The organism is Caulobacter flavus (assembly GCF_003722335.1).
In the GTDB taxonomy this organism is placed as follows: domain Bacteria; phylum Pseudomonadota; class Alphaproteobacteria; order Caulobacterales; family Caulobacteraceae; genus Caulobacter; species Caulobacter flavus.
In genome coordinates this window covers 2,952,118-2,966,460 of record NZ_CP026100.1, presented here as the reverse complement: position 1 = coordinate 2,966,460, position 14,343 = coordinate 2,952,118, and the positions used below count along the sequence as shown (strand labels likewise).

The following is a 14,343-nucleotide window of genomic DNA, read 5'->3' as shown; positions in this document are numbered from 1 at the left end:
CCTCCTTACAGCTTGATTTCGACGTCAACGCCGGCCGACAGGTCGAGCTTCATCAGCGCGTCCACGGTCTGCGGAGTCGGGTCAACGATGTCGAGGACGCGCTTGTGCGTACGGATCTCGAACTGCTCGCGCGACTTCTTGTCGACGTGCGGCGAACGGTTGACGGTGAATTTTTCGATAAGCGTGGGCAGGGGGATGGGGCCCCGCACCGTCGCACCCGTGCGCTTGGCCGTGTTCACGATCTCGCGCGTGGAATGATCCAACACGCGGTGATCGAAGGCCTTGAGCCGGATGCGGATGTTCTGACGATCCATATCGCTCGGTTTCCTAGTGGGCTGCGCCCGCGTCTCGAACCATTTCAAAGACCAACCCGGACTCCTCTTTCGAGAACTCCGAACGCAGCGTCCGCAAAACAAATTGGCCCGCGCAATCGCTTGCGAGGGCCGGTGATCCGCAACCACGCCGTCCTCCGAGGAGAACCCTCCTCTGGATGAGAAGGACGCCTGGTTACGGGTCGCTTGCGAACCGCGTTTGAGCCCTAGAGCTCACAGCCGGTCCAACAGAGGGGCGCTTTTACGTGCCTGAATCGGTTTCGTCAAGCGGTCCCGGCAGGCTTTCGCGGAACCTTCCTTAACAAGATCTGAAGCCCCTCGCCCGCCCCGATCCGCTTAACAGATACGGCCAAAACAAGGCGCTCAAAAAGCAACGTTCACCGCACGCCGTCAGTTCGACACAATCTTTTTGCGCGACCCACGCGTATAGGCAGCGAATTCATTCCTGCAAGTGTAGTATTTGCGCATCATGCAGCCTCGAACGGTCTGGCAGAGCCTTGCGGCCGTCATCGAACCTTCATAGATCCGCCCCGCTCGACGGTAGGGAGGCCCTCCCCAAAACGACCGACCGCCATCGAGACCACATGAGTAAGGGGATTACCCACTATGAAGACCCAACTGTTCGCCGCCGCCGCCGTGCTGGCCTTCGCCGTTTCGGCTCCCGCTTTCGCCCAGAACATCGGTTCGGTCGGCGCCGCCGTCGACTACACCAACGTCGACACCAGCGTCGGCGACGCTGACGGCACCTCGGTCGTCATCGACGGCTCGGTCGCCATCCCGACCGGTTCGTGGACGATCACCGCCAGCGGCGACGTCTCGATCGCCGACAGCGACGTCTCGCAGCGCACCGTCGCTTCGGGCGCCGCCCACGCCACGACCGTCGTCGGCAACGGCCTGCGCATCGGCGGCTTCACCGCCCTGTCGCGTCCGTCGAACGACACCCTGTGGGCCGTCGGCGGCGAAGCCCAGAAGTACCTCGGCAACGTGACCCTGACGGGTCTGGCCGCCTACGGTCAGTCGAACGACCTGGACGCCGACCTGTGGACCGTCCGCGCCGGCGCCAACTACTTCGTCTCGGACGACTTCCGTCTGGACGCCGGCCTCGGCTGGTCGAACGTCGACGGCCTCGTCGACGCCGACATCTGGGACATCAACGTCGGTGGTGAATACAAGTTCGCCAACACCGGCTGGTCGACCTTCGCCAAGTACACCCACAGCGAAGCCGACGACCTGGCCGACCTGAAGTCGGACGCCGTGAAGGTTGGCCTGCGCTACACCTTCGGCGGCAGCCTGAAGGCCCGCAACGCCGCCGGCGCCGACCTGGCCACCGGCAGCGACCTGTTCGGCTTCCTGGTCCGCTAAGCCAGAGCCCCTGGATCTTTCGGCGCCCACCGGAAGATCCAGGTCCGCGCTTTTCGCGGATCCGCCCTCCCCCTCCTTGGGCTGGTCCCGACGAACGCAAGACGGCCCCGGAGCGCGAGCTCCGGGGCCGTTCTCTTTATATTTATATGCGCGATACGCGGACCGGGCGGACCGGGCGGCCTTACTGGCCGATGTAGATGTTGCCGGACCCCATGGCCGACTTCTTCACCGAGCCGTTGACCTTGGCCACGCGGATGTCGCCCGAACCGGCCACGGACAGCGACACCCGGTCGGCCTCGCCGCCGAAGTTCACGTCGCCCGAGCCCATGATGCTGACGTCGATGTCACGGGCGCGGCCGCCCGTGATCTTCACCCCGCCCGAACCGGCGATGCTGACGTCGAGATCGCCGCCGCGCAGCGCGGCGGCCTTCACGTCGCCCGAACCGGCGATCGACACCTCGAGGTCGGACACGTCCTGCAGGCTGATGTCGCCCGAACCGGCCAGGTTGATCTCGGCCTTGGCGGCGCTGCCGGCCTTGGTGTCGCCCGAGCCCGCCAGGCTGATCTCCAGCTTGCCCCGGGTGTTGGCGATGGTCCAATCCCCGCAACCGGCGTTGGCCAGCTCGACGCTGTCGCTGCGGCCGACGCTGCCGTAGACCGCGCCCGAGGCCCCGACCGAGACGTTCATCGGTACGCGGATGGCGATCTGGGGAATGTCGCGCCACTGCACTTCGCCCAGATCACGGACCCTGACCGCCGAGCCCTCGCCCCGGCTGTTGCAGCTCTGGATGCGCTTGAGGCGCAGATTGCCGTCGACGATCGTCTGGCCGCCCACCTTGCGCACTTCCAGCGGAAGCCGGCCGTTGGTGGTCAGGAACTCGACCTTCACGTCGCCGCGGGCTTCGGGAATGATGGTGACGCGGGCGACCGCGTCCTTGATCTTCACCGACGGCTCGGCGGCGGCGGCTTGGCCGGCCAGGGCCAGGACGGCCGCGCCGGCGGCCAGGCTGATGAGTGCGCGCATCTTTAAAGTCCCCTCGGATGGCGTTGCGTTGAGGGAACGCTAGTCGGCGAGATCGCGCCGCACGACTTAATTCGAGGTCATGACGCTGTTGTCACGAACCGCGTCAGGCGGCCTTTTGGGTGTCGCCGATCTCGAAGCTGCGCTCGAAACCCTTGATCCTGTCCTCGACCAGCCGCAATCGCTTGAGCCCCAGCGAGGCGGCCCAGAGACCCGCCCGCGCCGCCATCGACGTCTTGTCCATCGCCGCGACGGGCAGGCCCCAGCGGCGCAGCACGCCATTGGCGAAGTGGGCGCCGTTGGTCAGGCGCGAACCCCAGGTCTGGTAGTCCACCGACAGCGAGACGTTGAAGGTGCCGAGGTTCTCGATCCGGTGCGGCGCGTGCAGCGGCCAGCTGGCGGCCATGCCCGGCTCCAGGTCGAAGACCGCCGCGGCCGCGTCCATGTCGCGGCGGTACGGCAGGTCCTCGGTCTGCTGTTTGAGCATGATGTTCTCCATGCCCTGCTGGGGCATGTGCGCCTCGTCGACCGGATAGATCCAGATCCGCTTGCGGCCGCGCAGGTGGAACAGGATCACGCCCGGCGCGTCGGCGTGGAACGGCACCTTGGCGCCCGGCGCCGACATGATCAGCTGGCCGTTCAGCTGCACGGGCGAAAAGCCCCTCGCCTCGCCCGCGATCTCGCCGAAGGCCTGCTTCATCAGCGGGGTCAAGGCCGGGTACCAGGCCTCGGCCCGGCGCAGCTGAACCCAGATGCGGCCTTCCTTGACACCTTCCAGCACCTCGCGGCCCGGCAGGCGGCCCCGCGCGCCGGTGCGCATGGTCGCCTGGCCCTCGGCGTCGAAGTCGAACAGGTTGATGTCGTAGAGTTCGGCCGGATAGGCGTCGAGCAGCTGCGCCAGGGCGTCGTCGTCGAACAGTCCGGATTCGGCCAGGTTGTGGCGGAAGGTGATCGGGCTCTTGCGGAAGTTCCGGGCCTGGTCGTCCGACCAGGGCGCGACGAGACGGGTCATGGGCCTTACTCCTCCCTCAGTCGGCCAGCAGGCCGAGGCTCAAGCCAAGGCCGATGCCGACGCCGATCCCGGCCCCGACGGCCGGATGACGCCGGCCAAGGCCGGTGACGAAACTGGCGCCGCCCTTGACCTGGCCGATCAGGCCGGGCTCGCAGGCGGCGATGCGGTCGAGGCGACGGGCCAGGCGCTTGCCGACCTCGTCGATGCGATCGACGCCGGGCGCGCCGCGCAGGTGGGTCATCAGCGACGGCCGCACGGCGACCGTTCCCTCCAGCGCCGGCTCCATCGGCACGGCGAAGTCTTCCTTGTAGGCTTCTTCGCTGGGTCCGAAATCGACCCGGGCGATCCCGCGTCCGGCGGCGACCCTCAGGGTCTCCAGCGTCATCAGCGCGCCCGGCGAGTAGCGGGCGAAGTCCGGATCGTAGATCGGAAACCACAGGTGATGGCGGTCGCCGGCGGTCAGGCCCAGCTCGGCCGCCACGATTGTTCCGCCGGCGCGCAGCACGGCCAGGCGCAGGCCGAAATCGTCAGCCTCGCACTCGGCCAGGCGGTTCAGCAGCTCGATCGTCCATCCGCAGGCGAAGATGTCATGCTGGTGGGTGCGGCGAATCTGGGCGCGCTTCTGGGCGACCAGCCAGGCCAGAAGCTCCGGGGGCGGCCGCTCGAAGGTGAAGATCATCTGGCCGTGATCGCGCTCCAGGGCGCGGGCCCGCCGGCGCTTGTCCTTCAGGAAGGCCGCGCTACGGGTCGCCTGATAGGCATCGAAGCCGCCCGACAGGTCGGCGGCCATCGCGTAGCGAACGGAAAGTTCGGGCAAGGGCTCGACCGAGACCAGGCCGCTGACCCTCATCCGCTCCGCGCCCAGAAGTCCGAGCACCGCGGGCAGCGAAACATCGGGTTCGGCGATCAGGCCGTGGAAATCGCTCATCGGCGCACCGAGCGGCTGGATGGCCGAGCCGCGACGCTGGAACGGCAGGAAGCCGACGATGCGGCCGTCGCGCTCCAGCACGGCGATCCGCGAGCCGGGCGCGCAGGCCGCGGCCGCCTCGACATAGCGCAGATCGAAGTAGGGACCGCCCAGCACCGGCTCGGCGTCGCGCAGGGTGTTCCAGCGCGCGCGCTCGGCGGCGTTCAGCTCGGCGGCCTCGACGACCCGCGTCTGCAGTCCTGGATCCAGCACCCTGCTCCCCGTCCTCGCGGACTACGCCGGGCGTGGATCGACGGCCTCGGTCAGGCCCCGTGCAGGGTTAACCGCACCGGCGCCGACTTGTAGGCCGGCGTACCACTACGCCGGTCGTGATCATCGAGTGCTACCAGAGCATTGGTTTCCGGATAGTATGCGGCCACGCACCCGCGCGGGATTTTTCGCGCCACGGCCGTGAAGCCGCGCACGACTCGCGCTCCGGTTTCATCGAAGGCGGCCGCCAGGTCTATGCGCTGCCCCTCCGCCACGCCCAGCGCCGCCAGGTCTTCAGGATTGACGAACACCACGTCGCGGCGGCCGAACACCCCGCGATAGCGGTCGTTCTCGCCATAGATCGTGGTGTTGTACTGGTCGTGGCTGCGCAGGGTGGTCAGCAGCATGACCGAGGCGTCGCCGCGGCGCGGATCGTCCAGACCCGTGTGCGGCAGGAAGTTGGCCTTGCCCGAGGGGGTGGTCCACTTGCGCTCGGCCGGCGGCACCGGCAGGCGGAAACCGCCGGGCTGGCGGACGCGCGTGTTGTAGTCGGTGAACTGGGTCGGGAAGACCTGCTCGATCAGGTCGCGGATCCGGTCGTAGTCGGCCGTCAGCCCCTCCCAGTCGACCGGGTCGTCCGCCCCCAGGGCCGCCCGGGCGATGCCGGCGACGATCGCCGGCTCGGACATCAGGTGCTCGGAGGCAGGAGGGTTGAGACCGCGCGAGGCGTGGACCATCGACATCGAGTCCTCGACCGTCACCGACTGACGCACGCCGCCCTGCACGTCCATCTCGGTGCGGCCCAGGCACGGCAGCAGCAGCGCCTCGCGGCCGACCAGCAGGTGGGTGCGGTTGGGCTTGGTGGCGATGTGGACGGCCAGGTCGACCTTGCGCATGGCCGCGTGGGTGCGGACCGGATCGGGCGCGGCGACGGCGAAGTTGCCGCCCAGGCCGACGAAGACCTTGGTCTCGCCCGCCCCCATGGCCTCGATGGCCTCGACCACCGTGTGGCCGTGGTCGCGCGGCGGCGCGAAGCCGAACACCCTGGCCAGGGCGTCGAGCAGCGCCGCCGACGGCTTTTCCCAGATGCCGACCGTCCGATCGCCCTGGACGTTGGAATGGCCCCGCAGCGGGCAGATCCCCGCCCCCGCCCGGCCTATGTTTCCCCGCAGGAGCAGCAGATTCACCAGCTGCTGCACGGTGCTGGACGAGTTGCGATGCTGGGTGAGCCCCATGCCATAGCAGAGGATCGTGGCGCTGGACCGCGCGTAGATGGCCGCGGCTTCCTCGATCTCGGCCCGCGACAGGCCCCCGACCGTCACGACCTCGTCCCAGGACAGGGCGTCGAGATGGGCCGCCAGGGCCTCGAAGCCGGCGGTGTGCTCGGCTATGAAGTCGTCGTCGAGGACGGCCGGTTCGCCTGCCGCCCGAGCGGCGCGGTCGAAGGCCAGGACGGCCTTCATCAGGCCCTGAACCACGGCCGCGTCACCGCCGACGTTGACCTGATAGTAGCGCGAGGCGATCGGGGTCGACGACAGGGTCGCCATCTCGACCGGATCCTGCGGCGAGGCGAAGCGCTCCAGGGCCCGCTCGACCAGCGGATTGAAGGCCATGATCGTCGCGCCCCTGCGCGACGCCTCGCGAAGCGTCGCCATCATCCGGGGATGGTTGGTGCCGGGGTTGTGGCCAAAGCACAGGATCAGGTCGGCGTGGTCGAAGTCTTCCAGACTGACCGAGCCCTTGCCCATGCCGATCGAGTCCGGCAGGCCGACGCTGGTCGGCTCGTGGCACATGTTCGAGCAGTCGGGGAAGTTGTTGGTGCCGACCTTGCGGCCCAGCAGCTGGAACAGGAAGGCCGCCTCGTTGCTGGCCCGGCCCGAGGCGTAGAACTCGGCCTGGTGCGGGCTCTCCAGCGCCTGGATCGCCGCGCCGGCGCGGGCGAAGGCCTCGCTCCAGGCGATCGGCAGGTAGCGGTCGGTGGCGGCGTCGTAGGCCATCGGATGGGTCAGGCGGCCCAGGTCCTCGATGGCGTGGTCGCTCCAGGTCAGCATCTCGCTGACCGTGTGGGCGGCGAAAACCTCGGGGGCGGCGCGCTTGGCGGTCGCCTCCCAGGCCACGGCCTTGGCGCCGTTCTCGCAGAACTCGAACGACGAGGTGTGCTTGGGATCTGGCCAGGCGCAGCCGGGGCAGTCGAAGCCCTCGGGCTGGTTGGCCCGCATCAGGGTCTTGGCGCCCTCGACGATGGTCTCCTGGTCGGCCAGCGCGCCGGCCACGGCCTTCAGCGCGCCCCAGCCGCCGGCGGGGGCGCCGTAAGGCTTCACGCCCGGGATCTTGCCCCCGGCCTGATTGGAATCGTCCGCCATTACGCAACCTCCAGCGCCGCCTCGACCAGGCGGTCGGGACGGGAAAACACCATGTGGCCGTCGGCCCGGGCCAGGGCGACCAGCGTCAGGCCCGACTCCTCGGCGCGGCGCACGGCCAGGTCGGTCGGCGCCGATACCGCCACGATCAGCCCCGCGCCCATGCGCACGGCCTTCTCGACCATCTCGAACGAGCAGCGGCTGGTGACCAGCACGAAGCCGGCGCCGGCGTCGCGGCCCTCGCGGGCCATGGCCCCTGCCAGCTTGTCGAGCGCGTTGTGGCGACCGACGTCCTCGGCCAGCAGCACGACCCGGCCGTCGACGTCGCAGAAGGCTGCGGCGTGGGTGGCGCGGGTGCTGCGGCCCAGGGCCTGGGCGGCTTCCAGGTTGGCGAGCGCCGCCGGCACCGCGGCATGGGCGATGCGCACGCCTTCGACGGCCTGCGGCAGGGGCCGCACCGCGTCGGCCAGGCGCTGCACGCCGCACAGGCCGCAGCTGGACCGGCCTTCCAGGTTGCGCGGCCGGGCCTTACGGCGGACCACGCCTTCGGAGAGACGCACGTCGACCAGGATGCCGAGCTCTTCCGTGCGGGCCTCGACCGAGACGATCTCGTCGGCGCGGGCGACGCCCTCGGTAATGGTGAACCCCCGCGCCAGGTCCTCGACCTGGGCCGGCGTGGCCATCAGCACGGTGTGGGGCCGGCCGTCGAACGACAGGCCCACGGCGACTTCCTGAGGGGTCCAGCGGTCGGTCGGCGCGGCGCGCCCCGGCGCGCGCCATTCCAGGGCGGATCTGAGGCGGGCGGAAGCATCGGACATGGCGCGAAGACTACAGTTTGGGCGCCGCCGCCGCCATGGCGAAAGACGAACACGGGGTGTGGCTGCGGGGCCACGCGACCAGTTTGCGTCAATGACGACATAAAACGGCGGTTTGCTTCAAACGTCGCGCCGTAGATTTCCCGCGGATATCCGATCCATCCGAAAGACTGCGGTATACGATCGCCGCCAAACCGCATTTCACCGTTCCTGTAATTCATCCGAACGTTACAGAACCTTCACCTCACAATCGCGAAACAAACCCCGCCCATCCCTGCCCCACGGCGAAATTTTATTCCGCCACCATGGCCTTGGCCGCGAAGCCTTGGCGAATACTGGGGACTATGAATGGCTAGAAATACCTATCTGCTGGGCGCTTCCGCGCTCGTCATCGCCATGACGACCGCGCCGATGCTGGCGCAGGCCCAGACGACCGACGACGCCTCCGCCGTCGAAGAAGTGGTGGTCACCGGCTCGCGCATCGCGCGCCGCGACTACGTCTCCAACAGCCCGATCGTGACCATGGGACAGGACGCGATCGAGAAGACCGGTTCGGTCACGGTCGACACCCTGCTCAACCAGATGCCGCAGTTCGTGCCGGCCGTGTCGTCGACCTCGAACAACCCGTCCAACGGCGGCCAGGCCAACATCGACCTGCGCGGGCTGGGGACCCAGCGCACAATGGTGCTGATCGACGGCCACCGCGTGGTTCCGTCCAACTCGGACGGCACGGTCGACGTCAACATCATCCCGTCGGCCCTGATCCAGAACATCGAGGTCATCTCGGGCGGCGCCTCGGCGACCTACGGCTCGGACGCCCTGTCGGGCGTGGTCAACTTCAAGCTCAACAAGAACTTCACCGGCCTGCAGATGGACGCCCAGTACGGGATCACCGAGCAGGGCGACGGCAAGGAAAGCTCGCTCAGCCTGACCGCCGGCGGCAAGTACGCCGAGGACAAGGGCCACGCCGTGTTCTCGGTCAGCTACTCGCAGCGCGGCGAGGTCTACAACGCCGCCCGCGACTTCGCGAAGATCTCCGGCGCCTCGTCGACCACGCCGTACGGCCGCTATGACGCCACGGGCACGAACCTGCCCAGCCAGGCCGCTGTCGACGCCGTTTTCGCCAAGTACGGCTACGCCGCCGGCACGGTCAGCGCCGCCGCCAACCTCGGCTTCAACAACGACGGCACGCTGTTCTACAACGGCGTCAACTACACCGGCTCGGACGCGATCGACTACTCGACCATCCCGGTCAACGGCACCTACAACACCGGCGCCCTGAACCTGCTGCAGCTGCCGCTGACCCGCTACTCGGCCTACGCGGCCACCGAGTACGAGATCAACGAGCACGCCGAGGTCTACGGCTCGTTCAACTTCACCCACTACGACTCGCGCACCATCCTGGCCCCGGCGCCGGCCGCCAGCTCGACGGGCTTCACCGTGCCGGTGACCAACCCGTTCATCCCGGACGACCTGTCGACCATCCTGGCCAGCCGCGCCGACCCGACGGCCGACTTCCTGCTGCGCAAGCGCTTCACCGACGTGGGCGCCCGGATCTCGGAAACCACCTTCAACGTCTTCCAACTGGCGGGCGGCGTGCGCGGCGCCACCGGCTTCAAGGACTGGACCTACGACCTCTACGCCTCGTTCGGCCGCTCGGAGCAGAACGAGACCCAGTCAGGCAACGTCAGCCACTCGGCGGTGCAGACCCTGCTGGACGCGGCCGACGGCGGCGCCAGCATCTGCACCGGCGGCTACGACCCGTTCGGCAACAACGCCCTGACGGACTCCTGCCGCTCTTACATCTCGCGCACGACCAAGAACTGGACCGCAGCCGAACAGCGCATGGTCGAACTGAACTTCCAGGGCGGCTTGTTCAACCTGCCGGCCGGTGAAGTGCGCGGCGCCTGGGGCGCGGACTACAAGTTCGACAGCTTCCAGTACGTGCCCGACAGCCTGCTCTCGACCGGCGACGTGGTCGGCTTCAACGCCGCCGACGCCATCGACGCCTCGACCGACGTCTACGAACTGTACGGCGAAATCCTGGTGCCGGTCCTGAAGGACCTGCCGTTCGTCAAGTCGCTGAACCTCGACGCCGGCTACCGGATGTCGGACTACCAGACCATCGGCACCGTCGGCGCCTACAAGGTCGACGGCGACTGGGAGGTCGTCGACGGCTTCCGCGTCCGCGGCGGCTACCAGCGCGCCGTCCGCGCCCCGTCGATCGGCGAACTCTACTCGCCGCAGAACCAGGACTACCCGTCGATCAGCGGCGATCCCTGCGCCTATAACAGCAGCTACCGGACCGGCGCGAACGCCGCCACCGTCCGCTCGCTCTGCCTGGCGCAAGGCGTGCCGTCGGCGATCATCGACAGCTACACCTACGCCAACAGCCAGGTGAACGCCCTGACCGGCGGCAACCCGGACCTGAAGGAAGAGACCGCCGACACCTACAACGTCGGCTTCGTCTGGAGCCCGCGCTTCGAGAACCCGCTGTTCGAACGCCTGTCGCTGTCGGTCGACTACTATTCGATCGACATCAAGGACGCGATCGGCACCATCGACGCGGCCACCGTGCTGGACAAGTGCTACAACGGCGACGCCAACAGCGCCTATTACTGCAGCCTGTTCACGCGCAACACCTCGACGGGCGAGATCGACACCCTCACCCTGACCAACCTGAACCTGGCCCGCTACAAGACCACCGGCGTCGACTTCCAGGCGGACTGGGCCTTCGGCCTGGGCGCGGTCGGCCTCGACGACAAGTACGGCTCGCTGAAGTTCAACGTGGTGGGCAACTACCTCGACAGCTTCAAGGTCCAGAGCCTGGCCGGCGAGGAATTCCAGGAACTGAAGGGCACGATCGGCAACACCTCGATCAGCTCGGTCGCCGTCTCCCACCCCGAGTGGAAGTTCGCGGCCTCGGCCAGCTGGGTGCTGGGTCCGGTGGACCTGGGCGTGCGCTGGCGCCACATCGGCGAGATGGTCGACGCCGCCGACGCCTCGGAGAAGATCGACGCCGTCGACTACTTCGACCTGAACGGCGCCTGGCAGATCAACGACACCTACTCGATCCGGGGCGGCATCACCAACCTGACCGACAAGCAGCCGCCTTACTTCACCTCGAACGTCCAGGCCAACACCGACCCGTCGACCTACGACGTGCTCGGCCGCCGCTTCTACGTGGCGGTGAAGGCCAAGTTCTAGGCCTTACGGTTTAGGCGAAAGACTGGGGCGGCGGGTTCGAAGGGACCCGCCGCTTTTCTTTGTTTTGGGGGCCAAGACGCTCCCCCTGAAGGGGGAACTGTCGGCGAAGCCGACTGAGGGGGAAGTGAACGCTGGTGTCGGGGGATGTGCTGAGTTCATCAGGAACTTCCCCCTCCGGCCCTTCGGGCCACCTCCCCCTTCAGGGGGAGAGTCTTTGGACACGGCTTTCCCGCCTCACGCGGAAATCCGCTGAGCTGATGGAGAGGGCGCGGGGCGTCCGGGCCTCGCCCGGATGTGTGAGTTTCAAGTACCGTTTCGACGAAGCAGAACGCCCCGCGCGATCGTTATTCCTCAGGCCGGGGCGCGCAGGCCTCTTCCGCCTTGTGCCCCTTCCCCACGCAGAGCTCCCCGTTTCTTGACGGCCAGGAGTGCGTGCCAGGCGCGGACCCTTGGGCGGGCGGGAGCCTAGTCAGGCAAGCTCCCGATAGATGGGTTTACGTCCCCCATCCTCATTTAAGCCTTCAGGCCCGGCTCACGCCGCTCCTTCAGCCCCGCTCGATCGCATCCGCGTCGCACGCTTCGGGCCGGATCCTTGCGCCCTCTCCCTGCGACGGGATGCAGTGATTATGCGGGCGGGTTGGATCCGTCTGATCCAGCACCGTGAGAAAGTTGTAAGGGCTTGGATTGGTTGAGGAGTTTTCGCCGAACGCAGAGGATCCACGCTGCTCTGTCCCCGTCCGCCGTTCCCAATTCCATAAAACCCCCGCGCACGCGGGGGCCCAGGCTTTTTCTGAAACCCATGGCGCTCGACGATAAAACGCCTGGGTCCCCGCTTTCGCGGGGATTTTACGGGTGGGGCGTGTTCCCGCTCCGGGAGGGCTGCCTGGCGCCGGCGCTGCCCCCTCCGGCCATCCGGGCCACCTCCCCCCAGAGGGGGAGGATCTCTCGATGCCCCCTACTTCGGCGGCGACTGGAACTTCTCGAACCAGGCCAGGATCGCCGAGGCCTTGGCGGCCGATTGCGAGGGGCGGACGGCCAGGCCGCCGTGGCTGGCGCCGGGCACCTTGACGAGGGCGGTGGGGACACCGCGCAGCTGCAGGGCCTGGTAATACTGTTCGGACTCGGCCACCGGCGTGCGCAGGTCCTGGTCGCCGACCACGACCAGGGTGGGCGTCTTGACGTTACCGACCAGCGACAGCGGCGAGCGGGCCCAGTAGCCCTGCGGATCCTCCCACGGCATCTTGCCGAACCAGTAGGCGGCCATGAAGCTGTATGCATCCGTGGTCAGCACCTGGCTGGACCAGTTGATCACCGGCTTCTGGGTGGCGGCCGCAGCGAAGCGGTTGGTCTTGCCGACGATCCAGGCCGTCAGGGCGCCGCCGCCCGAGCCGCCGGTGACGTACAGGCGATTGCTATCGACGAAGCCCTTCGCGATGGCCGCATCGACCGCGCTCATCAGGTCGTCGTAGTCGTGGCTGGGATAGTTGCGGTCGATCTCGTTGGCGAAGGCCTCGCCGTACGAGGTGGAGCCGCGCGGGTTGGCGTAGACCACGATGTAGCCGGCGGCCGCGTAGAGCTGGTTGTCGGTCGAGAAGCTGGGGCCGTAGGCCGAGAACGGCCCGCCGTGGATCTCGAGGATCAGCGGATACTTCTTGGCGGGATTGAAATTGGGCGGGGTGACGATCCAGGCGCCGATGTCCTTGCCGTCGAACGAGGACTTGACCGGCAGCGGCTCGACCTTGCCCAGCGTCTTGGATCCCAGCAGGTCGGCGTTGAGCGCGCTCAGGCGCCGGGCCTCGCCGCCCTTCCTGGCCACGGCGATGTCGGACGGACGGCTGGTCGAGCCCTGGGTGAAGGCCACGGTCCCGTCGCGGGCGACGCTGAAGGCGCCGCCGCTGTAGGGACGGTCGAGGCCCGCGCCGGTCAGGCCGGTGACCACCGTCTCGATCTTGCCCGACAGGTCGACGCGGGCGACGCGGACCGAGCCGTTCTCGTCATAGGAGACGTAGACGCCGCGCCCGTCAGCCGACCAGACCGGGTTGTCGATCGAGCGGTCGAGATCGCCGGTCAGCACCCGGGCGCCGCCGCCGTCGATGTCCATCACGTAGAGGCGCGTGTTCTCGTAGCCCCGGCGGCGGGCGTCGTCATAGCCGACATAGGCCACCTGGCGGCCGTCGGGCGAGACCACCGGATTGGCGTCAGGCCCGACGCGGCTGGTCAGCACCTTCAGCGCGCCGTCGGCAAGGTTCAGGCGCCAGATCTCGGCCTCGGCCGGGTTGCGCTCCCAGCCCTCGGCGCGATTGGCCGAGAACAGCAGGTAGCGGCCGTCCTTGGTGAAGGACAGCGGGCCCCGGTCGTCGAACCGTCCGAAGGTCAGCTGGCGCGGCGCGCCGCCCTCGGCCGACACCGTGAAGATCTTGGAGAAGCCGGCCTTCAACGTGCCCTCGCCGTCGCCCCGGAAGGTGACGCGGGTCTCGACGGTCAGCGGCGGCGCCCACTTGGCGTTCTCGGGCTTGCCCTCGGGGGCCGAGCCCAGCTTGGCGCCGTCGTCGGGCGTCAGCATGGTGAAGGCGATGGTCTTGCCGTCGGGCGACCAGGTCAGATCGCCGGGAGCCTCGGCCAGGGTCGCCAGGCGCGCGGTGCGGCCGGTGGCGACCCACTGCACGTAGAGCTGGGCGCCGGCGTCGGGCGTGACCAGCACATAGGCCAGGCGCTGGCCGTCCGGCGACCAGCGCGGCGACATGGCCGAGCCTTGACCGGCGACCAGCGGCGTCTGGGCGCCGGTCCTGGCGTCGACCAGCCAGATCGAGCGCACGGCGCGGTCGACCATGATGTCGTTGGAGGCCCGGACATAGGCGATCAGGTCGCCGTCGGGGCGGATCTGCGGATCGGAGGCGACTTCCAGACCGAACAGGTCGCGGCCGGTGAGCAGCGCCTGGGGCGCCTCGCGGACGGCGGCGACGCCGGCCATCGGGCTCGCCGCCGCCAAGGCCAGCAGCGAGACGAGCAGCAGTTTGGTCGGGCGGCGCATGGGCGATCCTGGCGAAGCTTGCGAAA

The 14,343-nt window shown here is 68.3% G+C and carries 9 protein-coding genes; 2 read left to right on the top strand and 7 right to left on the bottom strand.

The annotated features are described in order from the left end of the window. Positions 1–5 precede the first annotated feature (5 nt). A complete protein-coding gene (rpsJ, locus tag C1707_RS13595) occupies positions 6–314 on the bottom strand; it encodes a 30S ribosomal protein S10 (protein ID WP_004616952.1) in 309 nt (102 codons plus the stop codon). A 624-nt stretch (positions 315–938) separates the two neighbouring features. Between rpsJ and C1707_RS13590 the strand changes: the two genes are divergently transcribed. Further along, complete coding sequence (locus tag C1707_RS13590) at positions 939–1,694, top strand: hypothetical protein (protein ID WP_101715808.1); 756 nt, start codon at positions 939–941, stop codon at positions 1,692–1,694. Positions 1,695–1,875: 181 nt separating this feature from the next. Here the strand turns inward: C1707_RS13590 and C1707_RS13585 are convergent, their stop codons facing one another. The 5 genes from C1707_RS13585 to fdhD form a co-directional block, all read right to left on the bottom strand. Beyond that, entirely contained in the window at positions 1,876–2,718 is an 843-nt protein-coding gene (locus tag C1707_RS13585) for a GIN domain-containing protein (RefSeq protein ID WP_101715807.1), read from the bottom strand. Positions 2,719–2,821: 103 nt separating this feature from the next. After that, the gene (locus tag C1707_RS13580; protein WP_101715806.1) at positions 2,822–3,727 is read right to left on the bottom strand and encodes a transcriptional regulator; all 906 of its coding nucleotides are present in this window, start codon (positions 3,725–3,727) and stop codon (positions 2,822–2,824) included. A gap of 16 nt (positions 3,728–3,743) precedes the next feature. Continuing rightward, complete coding sequence (locus C1707_RS13575; protein WP_164467346.1) at positions 3,744–4,907, bottom strand: GNAT family N-acetyltransferase; 1,164 nt, start codon at positions 4,905–4,907, stop codon at positions 3,744–3,746. A 50-nt stretch (positions 4,908–4,957) separates the two neighbouring features. After that, entirely contained in the window at positions 4,958–7,267 is a 2,310-nt protein-coding gene (locus tag C1707_RS13570; RefSeq protein WP_101715805.1) for an FdhF/YdeP family oxidoreductase, read from the bottom strand. Beyond that, positions 7,267–8,082 (bottom strand): formate dehydrogenase accessory sulfurtransferase FdhD, encoded by an 816-nt coding sequence (gene fdhD, locus C1707_RS13565; RefSeq protein WP_101715804.1) that lies wholly within the window; start codon positions 8,080–8,082, stop codon positions 7,267–7,269. The genes C1707_RS13570 and fdhD overlap by 1 nt, the downstream gene beginning before the upstream one ends. Positions 8,083–8,427: 345 nt before the next feature. On the opposite strand from fdhD, the gene C1707_RS13560 reads away from it, so the two are divergent. Next, complete coding sequence (locus C1707_RS13560) at positions 8,428–11,286, top strand: TonB-dependent receptor plug domain-containing protein (protein WP_101715803.1); 2,859 nt, start codon at positions 8,428–8,430, stop codon at positions 11,284–11,286. 955 nt (positions 11,287–12,241) lie between these two features. Here the strand turns inward: C1707_RS13560 and C1707_RS13555 are convergent. Then, positions 12,242–14,317, bottom strand: coding sequence for a S9 family peptidase (locus C1707_RS13555; RefSeq protein WP_101715802.1), 2,076 nt, complete (start codon positions 14,315–14,317; stop codon positions 12,242–12,244). Positions 14,318–14,343: the final 26 nt, after the last annotated feature.

Excerpts from the sequence above, each read along its gene's own strand:
- rpsJ (WP_004616952.1), bottom strand. The coding sequence starts at position 314 with ATGGATCGTCAGAACATCCGCATCCGGCTCAAGGCCTTCGATCACCGC.
- C1707_RS13590 (WP_101715808.1), top strand. The coding sequence starts at position 939 with ATGAAGACCCAACTGTTCGCCGCCGCCGCCGTGCTGGCCTTCGCCGTT.
- C1707_RS13585 (WP_101715807.1), bottom strand. The coding sequence starts at position 2,718 with ATGCGCGCACTCATCAGCCTGGCCGCCGGCGCGGCCGTCCTGGCCCTG.
- C1707_RS13580 (WP_101715806.1), bottom strand. The coding sequence starts at position 3,727 with ATGACCCGTCTCGTCGCGCCCTGGTCGGACGACCAGGCCCGGAACTTC.
- C1707_RS13570 (WP_101715805.1), bottom strand. The coding sequence starts at position 7,267 with ATGGCGGACGATTCCAATCAGGCCGGGGGCAAGATCCCGGGCGTGAAG.
- fdhD (WP_101715804.1), bottom strand. The coding sequence starts at position 8,082 with ATGTCCGATGCTTCCGCCCGCCTCAGATCCGCCCTGGAATGGCGCGCG.
- C1707_RS13560 (WP_101715803.1), top strand. The coding sequence starts at position 8,428 with ATGGCTAGAAATACCTATCTGCTGGGCGCTTCCGCGCTCGTCATCGCC.
- C1707_RS13555 (WP_101715802.1), bottom strand. The coding sequence starts at position 14,317 with ATGCGCCGCCCGACCAAACTGCTGCTCGTCTCGCTGCTGGCCTTGGCG.